General features: G+C 35.7%; 15 protein-coding genes and 2 tRNA genes. 13 read left to right on the top strand and 4 right to left on the bottom strand.

The window, feature by feature from the left end:
- Positions 1 to 3: 3 nt before the first annotated feature.
- The 12 genes from PUH65_RS01190 to PUH65_RS01135 all read left to right on the top strand — a co-directional run bounded on the left by PUH65_RS01190 (position 4) and on the right by PUH65_RS01135 (position 11,881).
- Complete coding sequence (locus PUH65_RS01190; protein ID WP_305518027.1) at positions 4 to 861, top strand: polysaccharide biosynthesis/export family protein; 858 nt, start codon at positions 4 to 6, stop codon at positions 859 to 861.
- A 1-nt stretch (position 862) separates the two neighbouring features.
- Positions 863 to 3,346, top strand: coding sequence for an exopolysaccharide transport family protein (locus PUH65_RS01185; protein WP_305518026.1), 2,484 nt, complete (start codon positions 863 to 865; stop codon positions 3,344 to 3,346).
- 159 nt (positions 3,347 to 3,505) lie between these two features.
- Positions 3,506 to 4,423, top strand: coding sequence for a DUF6089 family protein (locus tag PUH65_RS01180; RefSeq protein WP_305518025.1), 918 nt, complete (start codon positions 3,506 to 3,508; stop codon positions 4,421 to 4,423).
- A gap of 1 nt (position 4,424) precedes the next feature.
- Positions 4,425 to 5,177 (top strand): isoprenyl transferase, encoded by a 753-nt coding sequence (locus tag PUH65_RS01175; protein WP_305518024.1) that lies wholly within the window; start codon positions 4,425 to 4,427, stop codon positions 5,175 to 5,177.
- 29 nt (positions 5,178 to 5,206) lie between these two features.
- Complete coding sequence (locus tag PUH65_RS01170; protein ID WP_305518023.1) at positions 5,207 to 7,744, top strand: outer membrane protein assembly factor; 2,538 nt, start codon at positions 5,207 to 5,209, stop codon at positions 7,742 to 7,744.
- An 11-nt stretch (positions 7,745 to 7,755) separates the two neighbouring features.
- Entirely contained in the window at positions 7,756 to 8,406 is a 651-nt protein-coding gene (locus PUH65_RS01165; protein WP_305518022.1) for an OmpH family outer membrane protein, read from the top strand.
- Between the two features lie 38 nt (positions 8,407 to 8,444).
- A complete protein-coding gene (locus PUH65_RS01160; RefSeq protein ID WP_305518021.1) occupies positions 8,445 to 8,942 on the top strand; it encodes an OmpH family outer membrane protein in 498 nt (165 codons plus the stop codon).
- Between the two features lie 62 nt (positions 8,943 to 9,004).
- Complete coding sequence (locus PUH65_RS01155; RefSeq protein ID WP_305518020.1) at positions 9,005 to 9,496, top strand: thioesterase family protein; 492 nt, start codon at positions 9,005 to 9,007, stop codon at positions 9,494 to 9,496.
- Positions 9,493 to 10,362, top strand: coding sequence for a dTDP-4-dehydrorhamnose reductase (gene rfbD, locus PUH65_RS01150; protein WP_305518019.1), 870 nt, complete (start codon positions 9,493 to 9,495; stop codon positions 10,360 to 10,362). Before PUH65_RS01155 ends, rfbD begins: the two co-directional genes overlap by 4 nt.
- On the top strand, positions 10,359 to 11,039 hold the full coding sequence (locus PUH65_RS01145) for a hypothetical protein (RefSeq protein WP_305518018.1): 681 nt from the start codon (positions 10,359 to 10,361) through the stop codon (positions 11,037 to 11,039). Before rfbD ends, PUH65_RS01145 begins: the two co-directional genes overlap by 4 nt.
- Before the next feature lie 10 nt (positions 11,040 to 11,049).
- Positions 11,050 to 11,769 (top strand): bacillithiol biosynthesis deacetylase BshB1, encoded by a 720-nt coding sequence (gene bshB1 / locus PUH65_RS01140; protein ID WP_305518017.1) that lies wholly within the window; start codon positions 11,050 to 11,052, stop codon positions 11,767 to 11,769.
- A gap of 35 nt (positions 11,770 to 11,804) precedes the next feature.
- A tRNA-His gene (locus tag PUH65_RS01135) sits at positions 11,805 to 11,881 on the top strand.
- Between the two features lie 124 nt (positions 11,882 to 12,005).
- On the opposite strand, the gene htpG is transcribed toward PUH65_RS01135, so the two are convergent.
- Both htpG and recA read right to left on the bottom strand, forming a co-directional pair.
- Positions 12,006 to 13,898, bottom strand: a complete 1,893-nt coding sequence (gene htpG, locus PUH65_RS01130) for a molecular chaperone HtpG (protein WP_305518016.1) — start codon at positions 13,896 to 13,898, stop codon at positions 12,006 to 12,008.
- A 437-nt stretch (positions 13,899 to 14,335) separates the two neighbouring features.
- A complete protein-coding gene (gene recA / locus PUH65_RS01125; RefSeq protein ID WP_305518015.1) occupies positions 14,336 to 15,343 on the bottom strand; it encodes a recombinase RecA in 1,008 nt (335 codons plus the stop codon).
- A gap of 146 nt (positions 15,344 to 15,489) precedes the next feature.
- Between recA and PUH65_RS01120 the strand changes: the two genes are divergently transcribed.
- A tRNA-Gln gene (locus PUH65_RS01120) sits at positions 15,490 to 15,560 on the top strand.
- A gap of 150 nt (positions 15,561 to 15,710) precedes the next feature.
- Here PUH65_RS01120 and PUH65_RS01115 read toward each other — a convergent pair.
- Positions 15,711 to 17,933, bottom strand: coding sequence for a M1 family metallopeptidase (locus PUH65_RS01115; RefSeq protein WP_305518014.1), 2,223 nt, complete (start codon positions 17,931 to 17,933; stop codon positions 15,711 to 15,713).
- Positions 17,934 to 18,008: 75 nt separating this feature from the next.
- Positions 18,009 to 18,890, bottom strand: coding sequence for an SDR family oxidoreductase (locus tag PUH65_RS01110; RefSeq protein ID WP_305518013.1), 882 nt, complete (start codon positions 18,888 to 18,890; stop codon positions 18,009 to 18,011).
- Positions 18,891 to 18,955: the final 65 nt, after the last annotated feature.

The following is an 18,955-nucleotide window of genomic DNA, read 5'->3' as shown; positions in this document are numbered from 1 at the left end:
CTGATGAAAATACTTAAAACACCTTTACTACTTTTTCTGCCTTTTTTACTTTTTTCGTGCATTTCAACTAAAGATGTGCGGTATATGCAACCTAATGAAAGTTTGGTGATTAATGAAGAAGGTTTGGTTCCCTACAATGTTCCTATTTATCGCATTACCAAAAATGATATTCTAACCCTAAATGTTGTAACAACACCCAAAGGTGACGCTGCGCAATTTTATTCATCTCTTAATGCTTCGACTGGAGGTGGAGAAGGAGGTGGAAATGTGACTTTTTCTAATCAAGGTGGTCAGGGTAGCAGCCAAGGCGGAAATACCACCATTTATTTCAATGGGTTAAAGGTTGATTCTAATGGCGATGTGAATATTTTTGGAATCGGTTATATTAAAGCTGAGGGACGCACCATTGAAGACATGACCAAAGAAATTCAAGAGAAAGTAAACCAGAACTTTGTGGAAGGTAAATCTGAAGTTCGTCTTAATACAGATGGTATTACCTATTATATTTTAGGAGATGTAGAAACGGTAGAGATTAGCGGTGAGAAAAAAGCCCATAAAAATACCTTAACAATTACAGAAGCTTTAGCAATTAATGGAGGTTTGAACCGTACAATCGATCGTACCAATATTGTGATTCACAGAAAATTGCCAGAAGGAATAAAAAAAGCCAGAATAGATCTAACAAGAGAAGATGTCATGAATTCACCTTATTATTGGGTTCAGAATGGTGATGAAATTTTTCTTAATACCCGATCAAAAAACCTAAATGGTTTCGGAAAAGACCCAATTCAGACCTTAACAACTGGAGTTACTCTTGTAACAACCGCTATGACGATTTACTTACTTTTAACAAAACTCTAAGATGATTCCGGGAAAAGAAAACACAGATACATCTGCGACACAGGATAAAATTGGATCTTTTGCAATTTTCGATTTTGAGCATTTCTTGAGAAAAGTTTTAAAAAACTGGTATTGGTTTGTAATGATGGCCTTATTAGGGTACGGGATTTCCTGGGTGTACAGTAAATATTATGCACAAAGGATTTATGCCTCCTCATTGTCTTTAAGTATTTCCAATAATACCGCAAGTTACTTTACACCAAATCAGTCCATTAATTTTATTTGGGGTCAAACTGGAAATCAGGATGGAGTTTATCTTAAAAAGATGCTTCTTTCCCGTTCGCACAACGAATATCTCGTAAAGCAGTTAGATTTGTACGTCAATTATGCAACCAAAGGATTGATTAAGCAAACCTATCTGGATAAATATGACTCGCCGGTATTTTTCGAAATTGATAAAACATATCCACAACAGGTTGATTATGATATTACCATTATTCCCAAAGGTGGCAACCGCTATGAAATTGTCTTGCCTAAAGAAGGTCAGTCTACATCGGTTTATTCATATGTAGAAGAGGGTTTTAAAACCATTCCCAAATATGGCAGACCCGAAAATAAAATTATCGCTCTGAATCAATGGTATACTTCACCAAATCTTAAATTCAGATTAGTATCGAATCCACAACCGAGCCCAATTATTTTCGAAAATTTAGTAGTAACTCTTTCTACAGTTAATAATACCGTCAATAATTTGGTAAACACCATTAATGTTGATTTTGACAAAGAGATTAACACGATTATGATTATCGGAAAAAAAGGCTACAACCTAAATGGAACCGTTAATTTTCTTAATACTTCGGTGGATGAACTTCAGAAAAAAAGATTGATTGACCGAAATGTAGTCGATAAAAACACCGAGGAATATTTATTAGATAACCTTACTAAAATCCGAAAAAAATTAGATTCCAGTGCGACGATTTTGAATCATATGAAAGTTTCCGAAGGTTTATATAACATTAAAGACCGCGATGAAAAATCATTAGAAAACATTAAAAAACTTGATGCTAAAAAAGCAGAGTTTCTTACCCGAATCAATTCTTTAAACAGTATTAAAAATGCTTTAACTTCTCAGAATTTAGATCAAATGATTAGCACTAATGCCGCAGGAGTTGAAGATGGGGTTTTTAATGCAACAGTTTCTGAACTCAAAGCCTTGTATGCAAAGCGTAGAGAAACGGCCTTAATTTACACGCCGAACTCAGAGCCGATGCGAGAGATTAATCGGTTGATTAATGAAGCAAGAACAAATTCCAATGGTTCGCTTAAAAATTATTACAGTACTTATCTTAACGAAATTAATAAAATCGATAGCGAAATTGCCAGAGCCAATATTGATTTGGTTTCTTACCCAGAAAAGGAGCGCAAGTATATTGATGCTGAGCGGGGTTACAATATGATTGAAGCAACTTATAATACTTTGCTTTCCAAACAGAATGAAACGCAAATTAGAGTTGCCACTAATAAATCTGATATCAATGTAATTGACCCAGCGAAGAATTTGGGACAGGGACCTATTGCGCCTAATATTGCCAAAACAAAATATTCCATTATTGGTGGATTAATGCTTTTGCCACTGTTTCTAATTCTTATCGGGCAAGTTTTGGATAACAGAATAAGAAACATCAAAGAATTATTGCAAGCGACCAAAATTCCGCTTTTAGGCGTTATTGGGAAAAACACTCATGATAATAACCTTACTGTTTTAGAGCAGCCTCGTTCTTCAATTTCTGAAGCATTTAGGGGAATTAGAGCCAACCTTCGCTTTTTGCACAAAGAGGACAATCAATCAAAAGTGATTCTACTAACTTCGTCAATTGGTGGAGAAGGAAAAACGTATGTCTCCATTAATATTGCCTCTGTTTTGGGATTAAGTGGAAAGAAAACAATTCTTTTGGGAATGGATCTTAGAAAGCCGAAAATTTTTGGTGATTTTAAAATTAATAATCAATACGGAATCTCCAACTATTTGACAGGGGAAGTCCAAATGGATCAAATTATCAATAAGACTTCAATCCCAGATTTGGATGTGGCGACTTCAGGTCCAATTCCACCGAATCCATCTGAGTTATTGATGAGTCAGCGAAACATTGATTTTATTAATGAATTAAAGAATTACTATGATTTCATTATTATCGATTCGCCGCCCGTAGGTTTAGTTGCAGATCCATTTGAATTAATGAAATATGCTGACGCCAGTATTTATGTTGTAAGGCATGAGTATACCGAGAAGTACATGCTGAAAATGATCACCGAAAAATACCATAACCACGAAGTGAAAAATTTGGGATTGGTCTATAATGATTTCCAGGCTGATCACGGTTACGGGTATGGTTACGGTTACGGGTATGGTTACGGATATGGCTACTTTGAGGAAGATGCCAACTATCAGGAGCCAACCTTAATTAAGATTAGAAATAAAATTAGAAAAATATTTGGAAAAAGTTAAAAAATAAGACCCTCTTTTTTTGAGGGTCTTATTTTCCTAAAATCATAAAAAGAAGAATTCAACGTTTTGATAGCAAAAAATTATGCTTTTTTGAGGTTAATTAACAAAAAATTAAGAATTTCTTTAAGCTAAAAATGTTTTATATTTGCAAAATTATTTATGAAAATTGATGTACAGTCATTCATGCTGAAAAAAGTTATCTACTCACTCATTGCATTGTTTTTTATTTCGGTTTCCTATAAGGGACAGCGCCATGAAATAGGAGTGCAACTGGGTATGAGTAATTTGGTTGGAGATATCGGAAGAACAAACTATATTTTTCAGAAACCTGTAAGACGTAATATTGCTGATTACGGAGTTCCTTTCTACGGGAGTATTCTTTACCGAATGAATTTTAATCCTTATCAAACGGTAAGGTTGAATTTAGCGTACAATCATATTCAGTTTATTGATGCTTTGGCGAAAGAACAGTACCGAAGAAATAGAAAATTGTGGGGAACCAACTCAATCGTAGAAGCAGACTTGATTTTTGAATACAATTTTTTTCCAGTAAACGAGGAGCAAAAAGGAATGTTAAGTCCTTATATTTTTGGGGGCTTAGGGGCAATGCTGGCAAGTGCACCACAACTTGTTGTTGAAAATGATTTTAGAAGAGATGCGAATGGAAATGCAATCACGCCAACCAATGCAAGTGATTTTGAAACCAATTCAACTTACACATCGGGAAAGAAATTAACCATGGCAATTCCTTTTGGAGTTGGGTTAAAATATAAATTTAATTATAACTGGTCGCTGTTTGGCGAGTTCATGTTTAGACCAACGTTTTCAGATTCTATCGACTACAGTATGATTGATGATAAAAGCGTGAAAGTAACTTATAATAAAGATATTTTGGCGGCAGGAAGCACCAGCAAATCGATTTTGCAGGAAGATCCTTATAAAACGGTAGCAGAAGCTAACGTAGCAAAACTTCTTGAAGATAGACAAGTAGGAAATATCAACTCTAAAGATTGGGTAAACACTTTTTCTATAGGATTGAGTTATTCATTCGGTAGACCACCATGTTATTGTGATTAAAATGCAGTCGATAAAAGAAAAACTAAATCTGGAACATCTTCCAAAACATGTTGCCATCATTATGGATGGGAATGGGAGATGGGCGAAATCCCGCGGGAAGGAGAGAACCTTTGGGCATAAACATGCAATCCAGGCAGTGCGAAATGCAGTGAATGCCTGTAATGAAATTAACATTCCTTACCTTACCCTTTATACCTTTTCTTCCGAAAATTGGAAGAGACCAGATGATGAAGTCAGTACGCTGATGGGTTTGATTTCTGAAACATTGCTTTTAGAAGCTGAAGATATTTTTAGCAAAGGATTACGAATGCACATTATTGGTGATATTGAAAAATTACCGCCATTAGTGCAGGAGCAATTGATGCAGTTGGTAGAAATGACCAAAAATAATACGAGAGGAAACCTTATTCTAGCGCTAAGTTATGGCTCGCAAAAAGAAATTTTAAATGCAGTAAAGCAAATAGGTTCCAAAATAAAAAGTGGGGAATTAAATGAAGAAGACATTACGGAAGAAGTTTTTGAAAATCATTTATATACCAAAGATTTCCCACCAGTCGATTTGTTGATCAGAACCAGTGGCGAAGTGAGAATCAGTAACTTTCTGCTTTGGCAAATTGCTTATGCAGAATTGCAGTTTTTAGATCTTCTTTGGCCAGATTTCGGCAAAGAAGATTTCTTCAAATGCATTTATGATTACCAGTGTAAAGAAAGAAGATTCGGTAAAACAAGTGAACAACTTGACGAACAATTATAGATAAAAAGAAATAGTTAGCAAGATAAAAAATGAAGTTTAAATTCTTACCCATCATTATGTTTGTGGCATCCGCCCATTTTTATGGTCAGGTTACGCCGCCGCAAAACACCCAGGAAAGCACAACTGTTCAAGCTCAAGATGAAGCCGGAACTTATATCCTGAAAGACATTGTCGTAGATGGTGTAAAAAAATATACTGCTGCCCAAATTTTAAGATTTACAGGTCTTAATAAGAACGAAAGCGTAGAAATCCCAGGACAAAAAATCAGCAACGCGATTAAAAAATTGTGGGAAACACAGTCTTTTTCCGAGGTTGAAGTCTATATTGAAAGCATTGAAGGCGATCAGGTTATTCTGCGTTTTAACCTCCAGGATTTAAAAGAATTAGGGGAAGTTAAATTTAAAGGCAAAGGAATTGGTAAATCCAAAAACGAGAAGTTAGCAAAAGATAATAATCTAAAGCCGGGAACCAAAATTACCCAGAATTTAATTTCAACGCTTAAAACCAATATTCCAAAAGAATATGTAAAAAAAGGTTTTGCGGATGCTAAAGTGACCATTCAAGATCAGGTAAATGCGGGTGACCCTAATTTAGTTGACTGGACCATCACCGTAGATAAAGGCAGAAAAATTAAAATTAGCCATATCGAATTTGAAGGAAACGAAAACATTTCCGATAAAAAACTTCGTAAGAAAGGATTTAAAGAGACCAAACAAAAAAGTTTGAGTATTAAAGGAATCTTAAAACCTTCTAAATTCATAGAAGAAAAATATGAAGATGATAAAGACAACTTAATCAACTATTATCGTTCTTTAGGTTTCCGTGATGCGCAAATCGTTTCTGATTCAGTATGGAGAAATCCGAAGAATCAATATGAAATTAATGTAAAACTGAAAGAAGGTAAAAAATACTATATCGGTGATGTTAATTTCTTAGGAAATACTGCATTTACAACTGATTATTTACAAAAAGTATTAGGTTATAAAACAGGAGATATTTACGATGCGGTAGGTTTCAACAAAAAAGTTGGAGAAGATGGTGGTAAAGAAGATGATTCAGACATCAAGTCGATGTATATGAATAGCGGATATCTTTTCTCTAATGTTACCCCGATTGAAAAATCAGTAGTTGGTGATTCTATCAATTTAGAAATTAGAATTAATGAAGGAGAAAAAGCAACCTGGAATCGCGTTACCTGGAGTGGAAACACAACCACGCATGACCACGTAATTCTTCGTTCATTAAGAACTAAGCCTGGTAGTTTATTTGCAAAAAGTGATATTAAAAGAACTTATTTTGATTTAGCGGGAATGCAGTTTTTTGACCCACAGCAAGTTGGTCAACAAATTGTTCCTAATCCACAAGATAATACGGTAGATGTTCACTGGACTTTGGTTGAGAAGGGTTCTTCTCAAGTACAGTTGCAAGCTGGTTACGGTGGAGGTTCATTTATTGGAACTTTAGGACTTACTTTTAATAACTTCTCTTTAAGAAACTTCTTGAAGTTCAAAGACTTTAAGCCAGTTCCCCAAGGAGACGGACAAACATTATCGATTCAAGCTCAGGCAGGTCAGTTTTTCCAGAATTATGGTATTTCATTTACAGAGCCATGGTTATTCGGTACCAAGCCAACTGCACTTTCTATAGGAGTTAATCAGTCTTTGGTAAGATATACTGATCAGTTTGGAGCAACACAGAAATTAAATATTTTCTCAGCAAGTGCTGGTTTAAATAGACTTTTAAGATGGCCTGATGATTATTTCTCTTTGTACACTGGCATCCAGTACCAGAGTTATGATTTTGAAAACTATCCGTTCCAGTTTGGAAATACAACCGAATATAATGGATCTGCGAAAAACTTTAGTTTTAATATCGGTTTAAGCAGAAACTCTGCAGGTTTAGATCCAATCTTCCCAACTCAAGGTTCTAACATAGAAGCTTCTGTTAAGTTTACGCCGCCATATTCACTCTTTAGTGACAAAGACTATTCTACAATGTCAGCAATTGACAAGTACAAATGGTTAGAATTTTACAAAGTGAAAATGAAAGCCGATATTTACAATACTGTTGTAGGAAAAGTAGTTTTAAGAAGTACCGCTGAAATGGGATTCTTGAACGGTTATAATAAAGAATTGGGTGCGCCGCCATTTGAAAGATTCTATGTAGGTGGAACCGGACTTTTCGGTGGAAGATATGATGGTAGAGAATTAGTTCCGCTTAGAGGATATGAAAACGCTTCTTCTACAGGAGGAATGTTGGATGATGTTACGCCTTACGGTGGAGCTACAATCTATAACAGATTTGCCTTAGAATTACGATATCCAGTATCAATGAATCAAACGGCGAAGATTTATGCACTTACTTTCTTGGAAGGTGGTAATGCTTATAACTCATTCGGAACGTATAATCCATTCCAATTGAAGCGTTCAGCCGGTGTTGGGATTAGAGTTTACATGGGTGCATTCGGTTTAATTGGATTTGATTTCGCTTATGGATTTGATAAAACGACAATGGGTACAGAACCTGCAGGTTGGAAAACACACTTCCTGATGAATCAATCACTATAAAATTAGTAACTATGAAAAAGTTTCAATTATTATTCATATTCCTTCTTGCTTTTGCAACAACTGCAACTGCACAGAAAATAGGAGTGGTTGATACCAATTATATACTCGAACGATTGCCTCAGTACAAGGAAGCAGAGTCCCGATTGAATGAGCAAATTACCAATTGGCAAAATGAAATTCAAACTTTACAGTCAGAGTTTGAAAAGAAAAGAACCACTCTTGAAAATGAAAAAGTTTTATTAATAGGTAATCAGTTGAAACAACGCCAAAAGGAAGTTGACGATTTAGACAAAAGAATTAAAGCAATGATCAATAATCGTTTTGGTTCAATGGGAGAAATCAACAATGCAAGGTCTAATTTGACCAAACCTTTCCAGGATTTAATCTGGGGCGCAATTAAGACGGTGTCAGAGAAAAATACCTTGGGCATAGTTCTTGATAAAAGCAATAACATTAGTGTAATTTTCCTTGATAAAAGATATGATTATACAGATAAAGTATTAGATTTGTTGCTGAAAAATTCTCCTTCCATAAAGACGGAAAATAGTCAAAACTCAACAAAATCTAATGGCAGAAGTATGGATGAGAGAAATGAAAAGATGAAAATTCTGAAGTCAGAAAAGAGCCAGAGATCGGATGGGAATGCCGAAAAAATAAAGTAATTAACAAAAACCAACTATAAATTTATTTAACCTCAATTATGAAAAAATTAAGTGTATTATTTGCAGCAGTTTTGATGTTTGCAGCCACAGGAGTTGCTCAAGCGCAGAAGTTTGCAATGATGGATTATGACGCAGTATTATCTGTAATGCCAGAAACAAAAAAAATGACTACTGAATTAGAAGCTTTTAGTAAAACAAAAGGTGACGAATTAGGTAAGCAAGCAGAAGCTTTTCAAAAAGAAGTACAACAATATCAGCAAGTAGACGGTCCTAAAATGACTGAAGCGCAAAGAACCGCTAAAGAAGCTGACCTTCAGAAAAAACAACAGAATTTACAACAAATTCAAACAACTGCTCAAAACGACTTAGCTCAAAAAAGAGATACAGCGGTAAAACCAATTATCGAAAAATTGAACAAAGCAGTAGAGAAAGTTGCTAAAGCAAACGGTTACGACTTTATTATTGATGCACAAGCATTAATCTACAAAGGTGGTCCAGATGCGACTCCATTAGTGAAAAAAGAATTAGGACTTTAATAGATTATTTTATTATCCTAAACCATCCCGATTATCCGGGATGGTTTTTTTAATTTTGTACCATGCAAAAAGAAATTTCAAGCCTCTCCAGAATTCGATTTAGCGACTGTGATCCTATCGGGCACCTCAATAATGTGAAATACCTGGAGTATATGCTCAATGCCCGAGAAGACCATGTAGAATCTGGCTATGGCTTTACCTACGAAGAATATACCCGGAAAACAGGATGTACCTGGATTACCATTCAAAATGAAATTGCTTATCTAAAAGAAGTTCGCTATAATGCCAGAGTCGTTATTTCCAGCAAAACAATTGAAGTAGGCGACCGCATCTCTAAAGTTGAGATTTTAATGAAAAGTGAAGACGGTAAAACCATTCACTGTGTTTTGTGGGTGACCGTTATTTATTTCAATATGAAAACGCGTTCTTCCGATTCCCATCCTGAAGATACCAAAAGGTTATTTGAGAAATTTCTTGTCAATTTAGAGGAAAAAGATTTTAAAAGCAGAGTCGTACATTTCAGAAGACAAAATAAAAAAACAAAAGAAGCATGAAGAAAATTCTCGTCATTGGAGGAAATGGACAACTGGGAAACTGTTTCAAAAAAATAGCACCTGATTTTAGTAATAATTTCGAATTTAATTTCGCAGGATCTGAAGATTTAGATATTACAGATAGTAATGCGGTAGATAATTTTTTCGAGGATTATCAACCCGATTTTTGCATCAATGCAGCAGCGTATACTGCGGTAGATTTAGCAGAAACCGAAATTGAAAAAGCATTTGCTGTAAATGCCAGTGGAGTTGCAAATGTAGCAGAAGCCTGCAGAAAGTCAAAAACGATTTTAATCCATATCTCCACAGATTATGTCTTTGATGGTGAAAGTAATATTTCCTATTCCGAAGATAATTTCACCAATCCACAGGGAGTTTACGGTGCTTCTAAACTGAAAGGTGAAGAACTTGCGCTCGAGCACAATCCCAAAACGATTGTTATCCGAACTTCTTGGTTGTACTCGGAATTTAATAAAAATTTCGTGAAAACGATGCTGAATCTTTTCACCATCAAAGACGAATTGGGAATTGTATCAGATCAGTTTGGCCAACCGACAAATGCTAATGATTTAGCCACTACAGTGATGAAGATTATTTCTTCGGAACCGAAAGTTTTTGGAGTTTTTCATTTTTCTAATTATCCAGAAACAAACTGGTTTGATTTTGCAAAGAAAATTGCAGAATTTTCCGACTCTAAAATTAAACTGAAAGCCATTACAACAGAAGAATTTCCTACGCCTGCAAAAAGACCGAAACGCAGCACCATGGCTTTAGATAAAATAGAAGAGGTGTATGGTGTGGAACCAATCCATTGGGAAAACGCTTTAGAAGAATGTATCGAAATTTTAGCAACAACCCACGAATGAAAAAATTTCTCTTTTTATATTTAATCGTATTTTCACCTTTCTTTTTTGCTCAAAATGTCGTGTTGAATAAAGTAGTGAAATCCATTTCCAACAGCGATAAAATGTTGTATAAAATTAATCCTGATTTACCAGCAGCGGAATATTTGGGAGAAGTTGAAGTACAGGGATTTTCAGATAATGATGCTGAAGTATTTGGAATGATTTATAAAAAAGCAAAAGAAATTGGTGCAAACGCTTTTTCATACCAACCATTTGAAGAGGTCGATGGAACTTTTTCTAAATTCGATCCCATTCATTATAAACTGAGTTTGTATTATGTGCCGGTTTCAGATTTCCCGAAAGAAGAAAATACGGTATACTTTATTTCATCGCCTTATAAAAAACAAACGATTTCCATTAACAATGAAAAAATGGTTTTCGAGCCTAGAACCTATTCTGTTTTAAAACTTGCTCCAGGTGAAATTTATACAGTATCTACCAGAAAGTTATTAGGTTCGAGTATAAAAATTGCGGCGCAGGAAAATCAACCTGTTCAGTTTTTTCAACTTTCAGGTCTTTCCGTAAATTCAAATCAAAATGGAAGTCCCGGAATTAATCTGAAATCTGGAGATATTATAAGGTTGGAACAATCTTACGCACAATTTCTAACAACCATTTATCAATATTTTAATAATTAATATTACCGAAATGAAAGTAGATATTTTAGCAATCGGCGCGCATCCTGACGATGTAGAGTTGGGCTGTGGCGGAACTTTAGCAAAACTGATTTCCGAAGGTAAAACAGTCACTGTAGTCGATTTAACACAAGGCGAACTTGGAACACGTGGTACTAATCTTACCAGAGCCGAAGAAGCCGCAAATGCTTCCAAGATTCTGGGATTTTCTGATCGCGTAAATCTTAAGATGAAAGATGGTTTTCTTCAGAATTCCGAGGAATACCAAATGCAGATTGTAAGAGTGATCCGGAAATACCAACCTGAAATTGTTTTTGCGAATTCTATTGATGATCGTCATCCCGATCACGCAAAAGCATCGAAGTTAATTTCTGATGCCTGTTTCCTGTCTGGACTCGTAAAAATAGAAACTACTTTAGATAACGAAAATCAAAAAGCCTGGCGACCAAAACAGATTTTCAATTATATCCAGTGGAAAAATGTGACGCCCCATTTCGTTGTTGATGTTTCTGATTTCATGTCTAAAAAAATAGAAGCGTGTCTTGCTTATAAAACTCAGTTTTACGATCCTACTTCGAAAGAACCGATGACTCCAATTTCATCAAAAGATTTTTTAGAAAGCCTTACTTATCGCGCTCAAGACTTGGGTAGACTCTCTGGAGTTGACTTTGCAGAAGGTTTTACGAGTGAAAAGTTGCTCGCATTTAAAAATTTCGACGGAATAGTTTTGTAGTATATCGAAAAATCTTATATTTGCAACCTCAAATGGTGATTGTAGCTCAGTTGGTTAGAGCGCCGGATTGTGGTTCCGGAGGTCGGGGGTTCGAGACCCCTCATTCACCCCAGTTAAAACGCATTGATTTTCAGTGCGTTTTTTCTTTTTAAAATGATTTCGGCGGAACCTTTGGTTCCGCCGAAATTGTATAAACTGTAAATCTTAGCCTAAGATTTAAACGTTGAAAAAGTAAATTACTTGCTCAACTGCTGGTAACTTTTCTGAATAAAATCGGTTAAATCTTTTCCTTTCAATAAATTTTGGGAAAGTTTCGCTAAATCTAGCGCATATTTTATTTTGGAATTTTTGGTTTCTACATCTTCATTTTTTAAAATCTCAGCAGCCAGTTCACTATTGGAGTTCACTACCAGATTGTACATTTCAGGGAAACCACTCATTCCAAACATTCCGCCGCCACCAGTTGCCTGCATGTCCTTCATTCTTCGCATAAATTCTGGCTGGGTAATAATGAAGGGTGCATCCGAACTTTCTAAATCTTCAACCTGAACGGTGAACTTGGTATCATTCACGGCTTCTTCAATATTTTTCTTTAAAGATTCTTTTTCAGTTTCATTCAGTTTGAAAATTGCGGAATCTTCTTTTTTAATCAAGTTATTGATATGATCTGCATCAACTCTCGCGAAAGAAATTTTCTCTTTTGTAGATTCTAATTTCTGAATTAAATGCGGTACAATTGGTGAGTCTAAAAGCAGAACTTCATAGCCTTTGTCTTTCGCTGCCTGAATGTAACTGTGTTGCTCATCTGCATTTGTTGCGTATAAGACAACGAATTTTCCGTCTTTATCTGTTTGAAGAGGTTTTACTTTTCCTTCTAATTCAGACCATAAATAATAAGTTCCGTCGGTTGTTGGGTATAAGGCAAACTTATCAGACTTATCAAAGAACTTATCCTCAGAAATCATTCCGTATTCGATCACTATTTTGATGTCATTCCATTTTTTCTCGTAGTCTTCACGGTTTTCATTAAATAAAGAAACCATTTTATCAGCGACTTTCTTAGTGATGTACGAAGATATTTTCTTCACCGCACCATCTGCTTGAAGATAAGAACGCGAAACGTTCAACGGAATATCTGGCGAATCAATTACACCGCGCAATAACATTAAGAAATCTGGAACAATTCCTTTCACCTCATCGGTTACATAAACCTGGTTTTGGTATAATTGAATTTTATCTTTCTCAATATTTAGACCGTTGGTCAATTTTGGGAAATAAAGAATCCCCGTTAAATTAAACGGATAATCTACATTTAGGTGAATATTAAATAACGGCTCATCAAACTGCATTGGATATAATTCATGATAGAATTCTTTATAATCAGCCTCAGAAAGTTCACTCGGAGTTTTCGTCCAGGCTGGAGTAGGGTTGTTAATAATGTTATCAACTTCAACAGTTTCTGCTTTTGCATCTTCTGCAGCATCTTCTGGCAAAGGCAACGTTTCTTTTTTGGTTCCAAATTTAATTGGAACAGGCATGAATTTGTTGTACTTTAATAACAGTTCACGAATTCTGAATTCTTCCAAAAACTCTGTAGAATCTTCAGCAATATGAAGGATGATTTCTGATCCTCTGTCTGTTTTATCAGTCGTTTCTTCTAAAGTATATTCCGGACTACCGTCGCAAATCCAACGAACTGCTGGTTCATCTTTGTAGGACTTCGTAAGAATCTCAACTTTTTCCGCCACCATAAAGGCAGAATAAAAGCCAAGACCGAAATGACCGATGATCCCAGAATCTTTTGCTGAATCTTTATATTTTTCTAGAAACTCTTCCGCTCCCGAAAAAGCAACTTGATTGATGTATTTTTCAACTTCCTCCCCAGTCATCCCAATTCCCTGGTCAATGATTCGAAGTGTCTTTGCTTCTTTGTCAATGATAACTTCGATTTTCGGATTGCCATAATCTATTTTGGCTTCACCAATGCTGGTCAAATGTTTTAATTTCAGCGTAGCATCTGTTGCATTAGAAATCAGTTCACGCAAAAATATTTCGTGATCGCTGTAGAGAAACTTTTTAATTAAGGGAAAAATATTTTCCACCGATACATTAATATTTCCTTTTGTCATGTTAATTGATTTTTAAATTATGAAATTCAATTCTCAAATAAAACACCATTCTAAAGAAAGTGACACTTTGTCAATTTTTTTTGGGCAATTCCCTCGCAGCCGCTTACAATTTTTTTTCTACAATTTTCCCACCGCTCGGGTCGGGCTATCCACTGCAACTCCTCAAGCCATTGCATTCCCAACGCCTTTTCCGGGGTTTCCGTTTCTATCCCTATTGCAAAGCAGGATTTCAGTAAAGAAGACCGGTTTTCAAAAAATATAAGAAATTTTAATGTGAGTGAAAATGCGAATATAATTATGTCTTAAAGTCCGCCGCAATTACTAAAACTAATTTCCGAAAAAACAGCTCGATTCTTGACGATTCAATTTTTAAAACAAAAAAGACAGCGCAATCGCTGTCTTTAAATTTAAAGCCGTATAAATATCAACTCGATATTCTATGCTTTTTTATTTTTAATCTCTTCTCTGATTTTACCTTCCAGTTCTTCAGCAAGTTCAGGATTATCTTTCAACATATCTCTAACCGCATCACGACCTTGTCCCAATTTGGTATCTCCATAACTGAACCAAGAACCGCTTTTCTTCACGATTGCCATATCAACAGCCGCATCTAAGATTTCTCCGGTTTTAGAAATTCCTTCCCCGTACATGATGTCAAATTCTGCCATTTTAAATGGAGGTGCAACTTTGTTTTTCACAATCTTCACTTTCACACGACTTCCTACTGCTTCATCACCTGTTTTTATCGGCGCACTCGCTTTTCTGATATCAATCCTTACCGAAGCGTAAAACTTCAAAGCATTTCCACCCGTTGTCGTTTCAGGGTTTCCAAACATTACACCGATTTTCTCTCTCAACTGGTTGATGAAAATTACGGTACATTTTGTTTTAGAAATAGTTCCTGTTAATTTTCTCAACGCCTGAGACATTAATCTTGCATGAAGTCCCATTTTAGAATCTCCCATTTCACCTTCGATCTCCGCTTTTGGAGTCAAAGCCGCAACAGAGTCAATAACGACAATGTCAACTGCGCCCGAACGGATTAAATTATCCGCAATCTCTAATGCCTGTTCACCATTGTCTGGCTGAGAAATAATCAGGTCATCTAAATTAATTCCTAATTTGGAAGCATAGAAACGGTCGAATGCGTGCTCAGCATCAATAAACGCTGCAATTCCGCCGGCTTTTTGTGCTTCTGCAATCGCGTGTAAAGTTAAAGTCGTTTTCCCCGAAGATTCCGGACCATAGATTTCAATAACTCTTCCTCTTGGGTAACCGCCCACACCTAAAGCCATGTCAATCCCTAATGATCCCGACGGAATTACTTCGATGGTATCATCAACAGAAGCGCCTCCCAAGGTCATTACCGTTCCTTTACCGTAGGTTTTATCTAATTTGTCTAGCACTAAAGCCAGTGCTTTTTTCTTATCTTCGATGCTGCTCATTTGTAAAATTATTTTTTCAAAAATACGGAATTTAAACTTGAATAAAAGTCAATTGAAATTATAATTATTACTTTTTTAAATTTTTTTTGAAAAATAATTGTTTGATAAGAAATAATTTTCTAGATTTGCACCACCAAAATAATGACAGACCCATGGTGTAACGGTAGCACTCCGGTTTTTGGTACCGTCAGTTGGGGTTCGAATCCCTGTGGGTCTACAAATTAAGGTTAAACGCTCTGAGAAATCAGAGCGTTTTTTGTTGCAACTAAGTTGAAAATGATGCTTTCATTTAACATCTTAAATAAAAAAGCCGTTTCACAAAATAACTTGTGAAACGGCTTTTAATTATTTAAAAATTCTAATGTTCTTATTCTTTTGTGAAAGTGAAACTTTGACCAGCTTGATTCAGTTTGAAACTTTTCTTGTCTTTAGCGAACTCTAATTCAATTCCCGCCATGGTGAAACTGAATTTATCTGATCCATCATAATCCAATGGAAAAGCAGGTTGACCTTCAACTTGAGCTACCAATTTATTATTTTCTTCTTTCAAAACTATTTTTATGGGAACTTGCTTACTCGTAAATGAACCGGTATAATTACTTAAAATAATTTTTTCGGCATTTCCAGATTCCATTTTTAAGATGTTGTCTGCAGGATTCGCATCAGGCAAACTTCCTTTTGGATCTAATTGGACCGACAAAATTTCTTTTTTGGTTGGAACTTCAAAAGTCCATTCCGTATTTCTTTTCCAAATTTCTACTGGTAATTTTATGTTTTGAATCGTTCCATCTTTAAATTTAATGTCTAAGTTTACAGGCATTGGCAATTGTCCGATGTTTTCAATTTTAATAATTACTCCTTTTGTAAAATCACCGTTTACGTATTTTGCGCTTTTTACGGCTTGGTCGATTTTCCATTTATTTAAAAACCAACCTCTCCAAAACCAGTTCAGTTCTTCTCCTGAAACATTTTCCATGGTTCTGAAAAAATCATCTGGAGTAGGATGTTTGAAAGCCCATCTCTTAATATATTCTCGAAGCGCTTTATCGAAACGCTCTTCACCCAAAATATTTTCACGCAACATTTGCAGTCCCGCACTTGGTTTATAGTAACCTAAAAACCCAAGATTTCTTTCCTTTAAATTATCTGGCGCTGTCATGACGGGTTCCATATTATCATTATTAAAACCGAAAGACATTTGCTGAAGTGTTTTCGGTTGATAATATTCTCCATTATTAAAGTCCTTTTCAGAAATACCATTGATGAATGTATTTAATCCCTCATCCATCCAAGCATATAATCTTTCGTTAGAGCCTACAATCATCGGAAACCAATTATGGCCAAACTCATGATCGGTTACTCCCCAAAGATCTGCTCCCTTTGAATTCATGTGACAAAATACAATCCCTGGATATTCCATGCCACCTTCATTTCCTGCAACGTTTACAGCGGTTGGATAGGTGTATTCATACCATCTTTTTGAGTAATGTTCAATAGAACTTTTGGTGTATTCTGTCGATCTTCCCCATGCTGCATTTCCATCACTTTCTACCGGATAAGCAGAAATTGCTAAAGATTTCTTTCCACTTGGTAAATTAATTTTAACTGCATCGAGAATAAAGGACGACGAAGAAGCCCACGCAAAGTCCCGTGTGTTTTCAATTTTATATTTCCAAGTTTTAGTTGATGTAGAAGTTTTTGCAGTAGCGTTTGCTTCTGCAGCAGAACGAATAATTACCGTTTTGTCACTGTTTCTCGCTTGATCCCATTTTTTGTTTTGGTCGTTAGAGTAAACTTCTTTTGGATTTAATAATTCACCGGAAGCAACTACATAATGATTGCTTGGGACGGTTAAGTTTGCAGTGATATCGCCATATTCCAGATAAAATTCACCGGCGCCTAAATAAGGTAAAGTATTCCAACCCATGATGTCATCGTAGACACACATTCTTGGAAACCATTGCGCAATGGTGAAAATCTTACCATTTTTCGTGGCTTCTACTCCCATTCTGTCGGAACCATAATTCGGTGAAACAAATGAATAATTAATTACAAATTTTATAACGCCACCTTTCGCTTTCAAATCTTGTGGAAGATCAATCTGCATTCTTGTATCTGAAATCGTGTAGGTTGGATTTACCTTTAAGTTTTTTCCATTAGCCGAAAGAATTTCTATTGATTTAATGGTATAACCACCATCGAATTCTTGGCTTTTTGCTCCATTTCTACTTCCAGACATTGGAACTACGGCATTGCCGCGGGAATCTTTTTTGAATAAATTTTGATCCAATTGCAGCCACAGAAAACCTAAATCATCAAAACTGTTATTGGTGTAAATAATTTCCGCGGATCCTGAAATTTCATTTTTTGCTTCATTCAATGTTGCATTTAAAACGTAATCAGCACTGTTCTGCCAATAGTTGTGTCCGGGTTGTCCGCTTGCAGAACGAGTTTCTGTTCCATTATTGAGATAGAAATACGGTTTAAACGCGTCGGTATAACTGTACTTTGGTGCATCATTCTGAGCAAATAAATTTACAGAAAAAGCAATTGCCAATGCGACCATTGGCTTTAGAAATTTAAAATTCATGAGGTAGATTTTTAATATAAGTATAAAAAAAGCTCAATATTGTTACATATTGAGCTTTTATATTTTGAATTAAACTTAATTGGATTTTTTCGCTTTAATCATCATTTCAAGCATATCCCACATTTCCTGCGGTATTTCTTCAAGCATATTAAACTCTCCCGCACCTTGCAGCCATTCGCCACCATCGATGGTTACAACTTCACCATTCATATAAGCAGAATAATCGGATACTAAATAAGCAGCCAAATTCGCTAACTCTTGATGTTCACCAACTCTTCTTAATGGTACTTTTTTACGCATATCGAATTTCTCAGCCAAGTCTCCTGGTAATAATCTTTCCCAAGCACCTTTGGTAGGGAACGGTCCTGGCGCAATTGCATTAAAACGGATTCCATATTTCGCCCATTCTACGGCTAAACTTCTGGTCATCGCGAGAACTCCGGCTTTCGCACAGGCAGATGGAACTACGTATGCAGAACCTGTCCAGGCGTAAGTGGTGACAATATTTAAAACCGTGCCAGGGATTTTATTTTCAATCCAGTATTTTCCGATGGAAAGGGTGCAGTTTTTTGTTCCTTTTAAAACAATATCTAAAATAGAATCAAAGGCTGAATGAGTTAATCTTTCGGTTGGTGCAATAAAGTTTCCGGCAGCGTTGTTTAAAAGAATATCGATTTGTCCGAATTCTTTTATAGCCGCATCTTTCATGGCTTCAACTTCTTCCCAGTTTCTTACATCACACTGCACGCACAAAACTTTTCCGCCCGTTTCTTCTTCCAATTCTTTTGCAGTGTTTTGTAACTTTTCTAAATTTCGGGAAGTGATGACTACTTTTGCTCCTAACTGCAGGAAATATTTTGTCATTGCTTTTCCGAGTCCACTTCCACCGCCAGTTACAACGGCTACTTTATCTTTCAATGCATCTTCTTTGAGCATTGGCTGTGTATATAAATTCATACTTTTAATTTTGATTTAAATTTAAGATTAAATTTTCGTCTTAGGAAATTATATAAAATGTTATG

The sequence above is a fragment of the Kaistella sp. SH40-3 genome, from assembly GCF_030686865.1.
Lineage (GTDB): Bacteria > Bacteroidota > Bacteroidia > Flavobacteriales > Weeksellaceae > Kaistella.
Note: the sequence above shows the minus strand (reverse complement) of the source record. Positions and strands in the feature narration are given on the sequence as shown.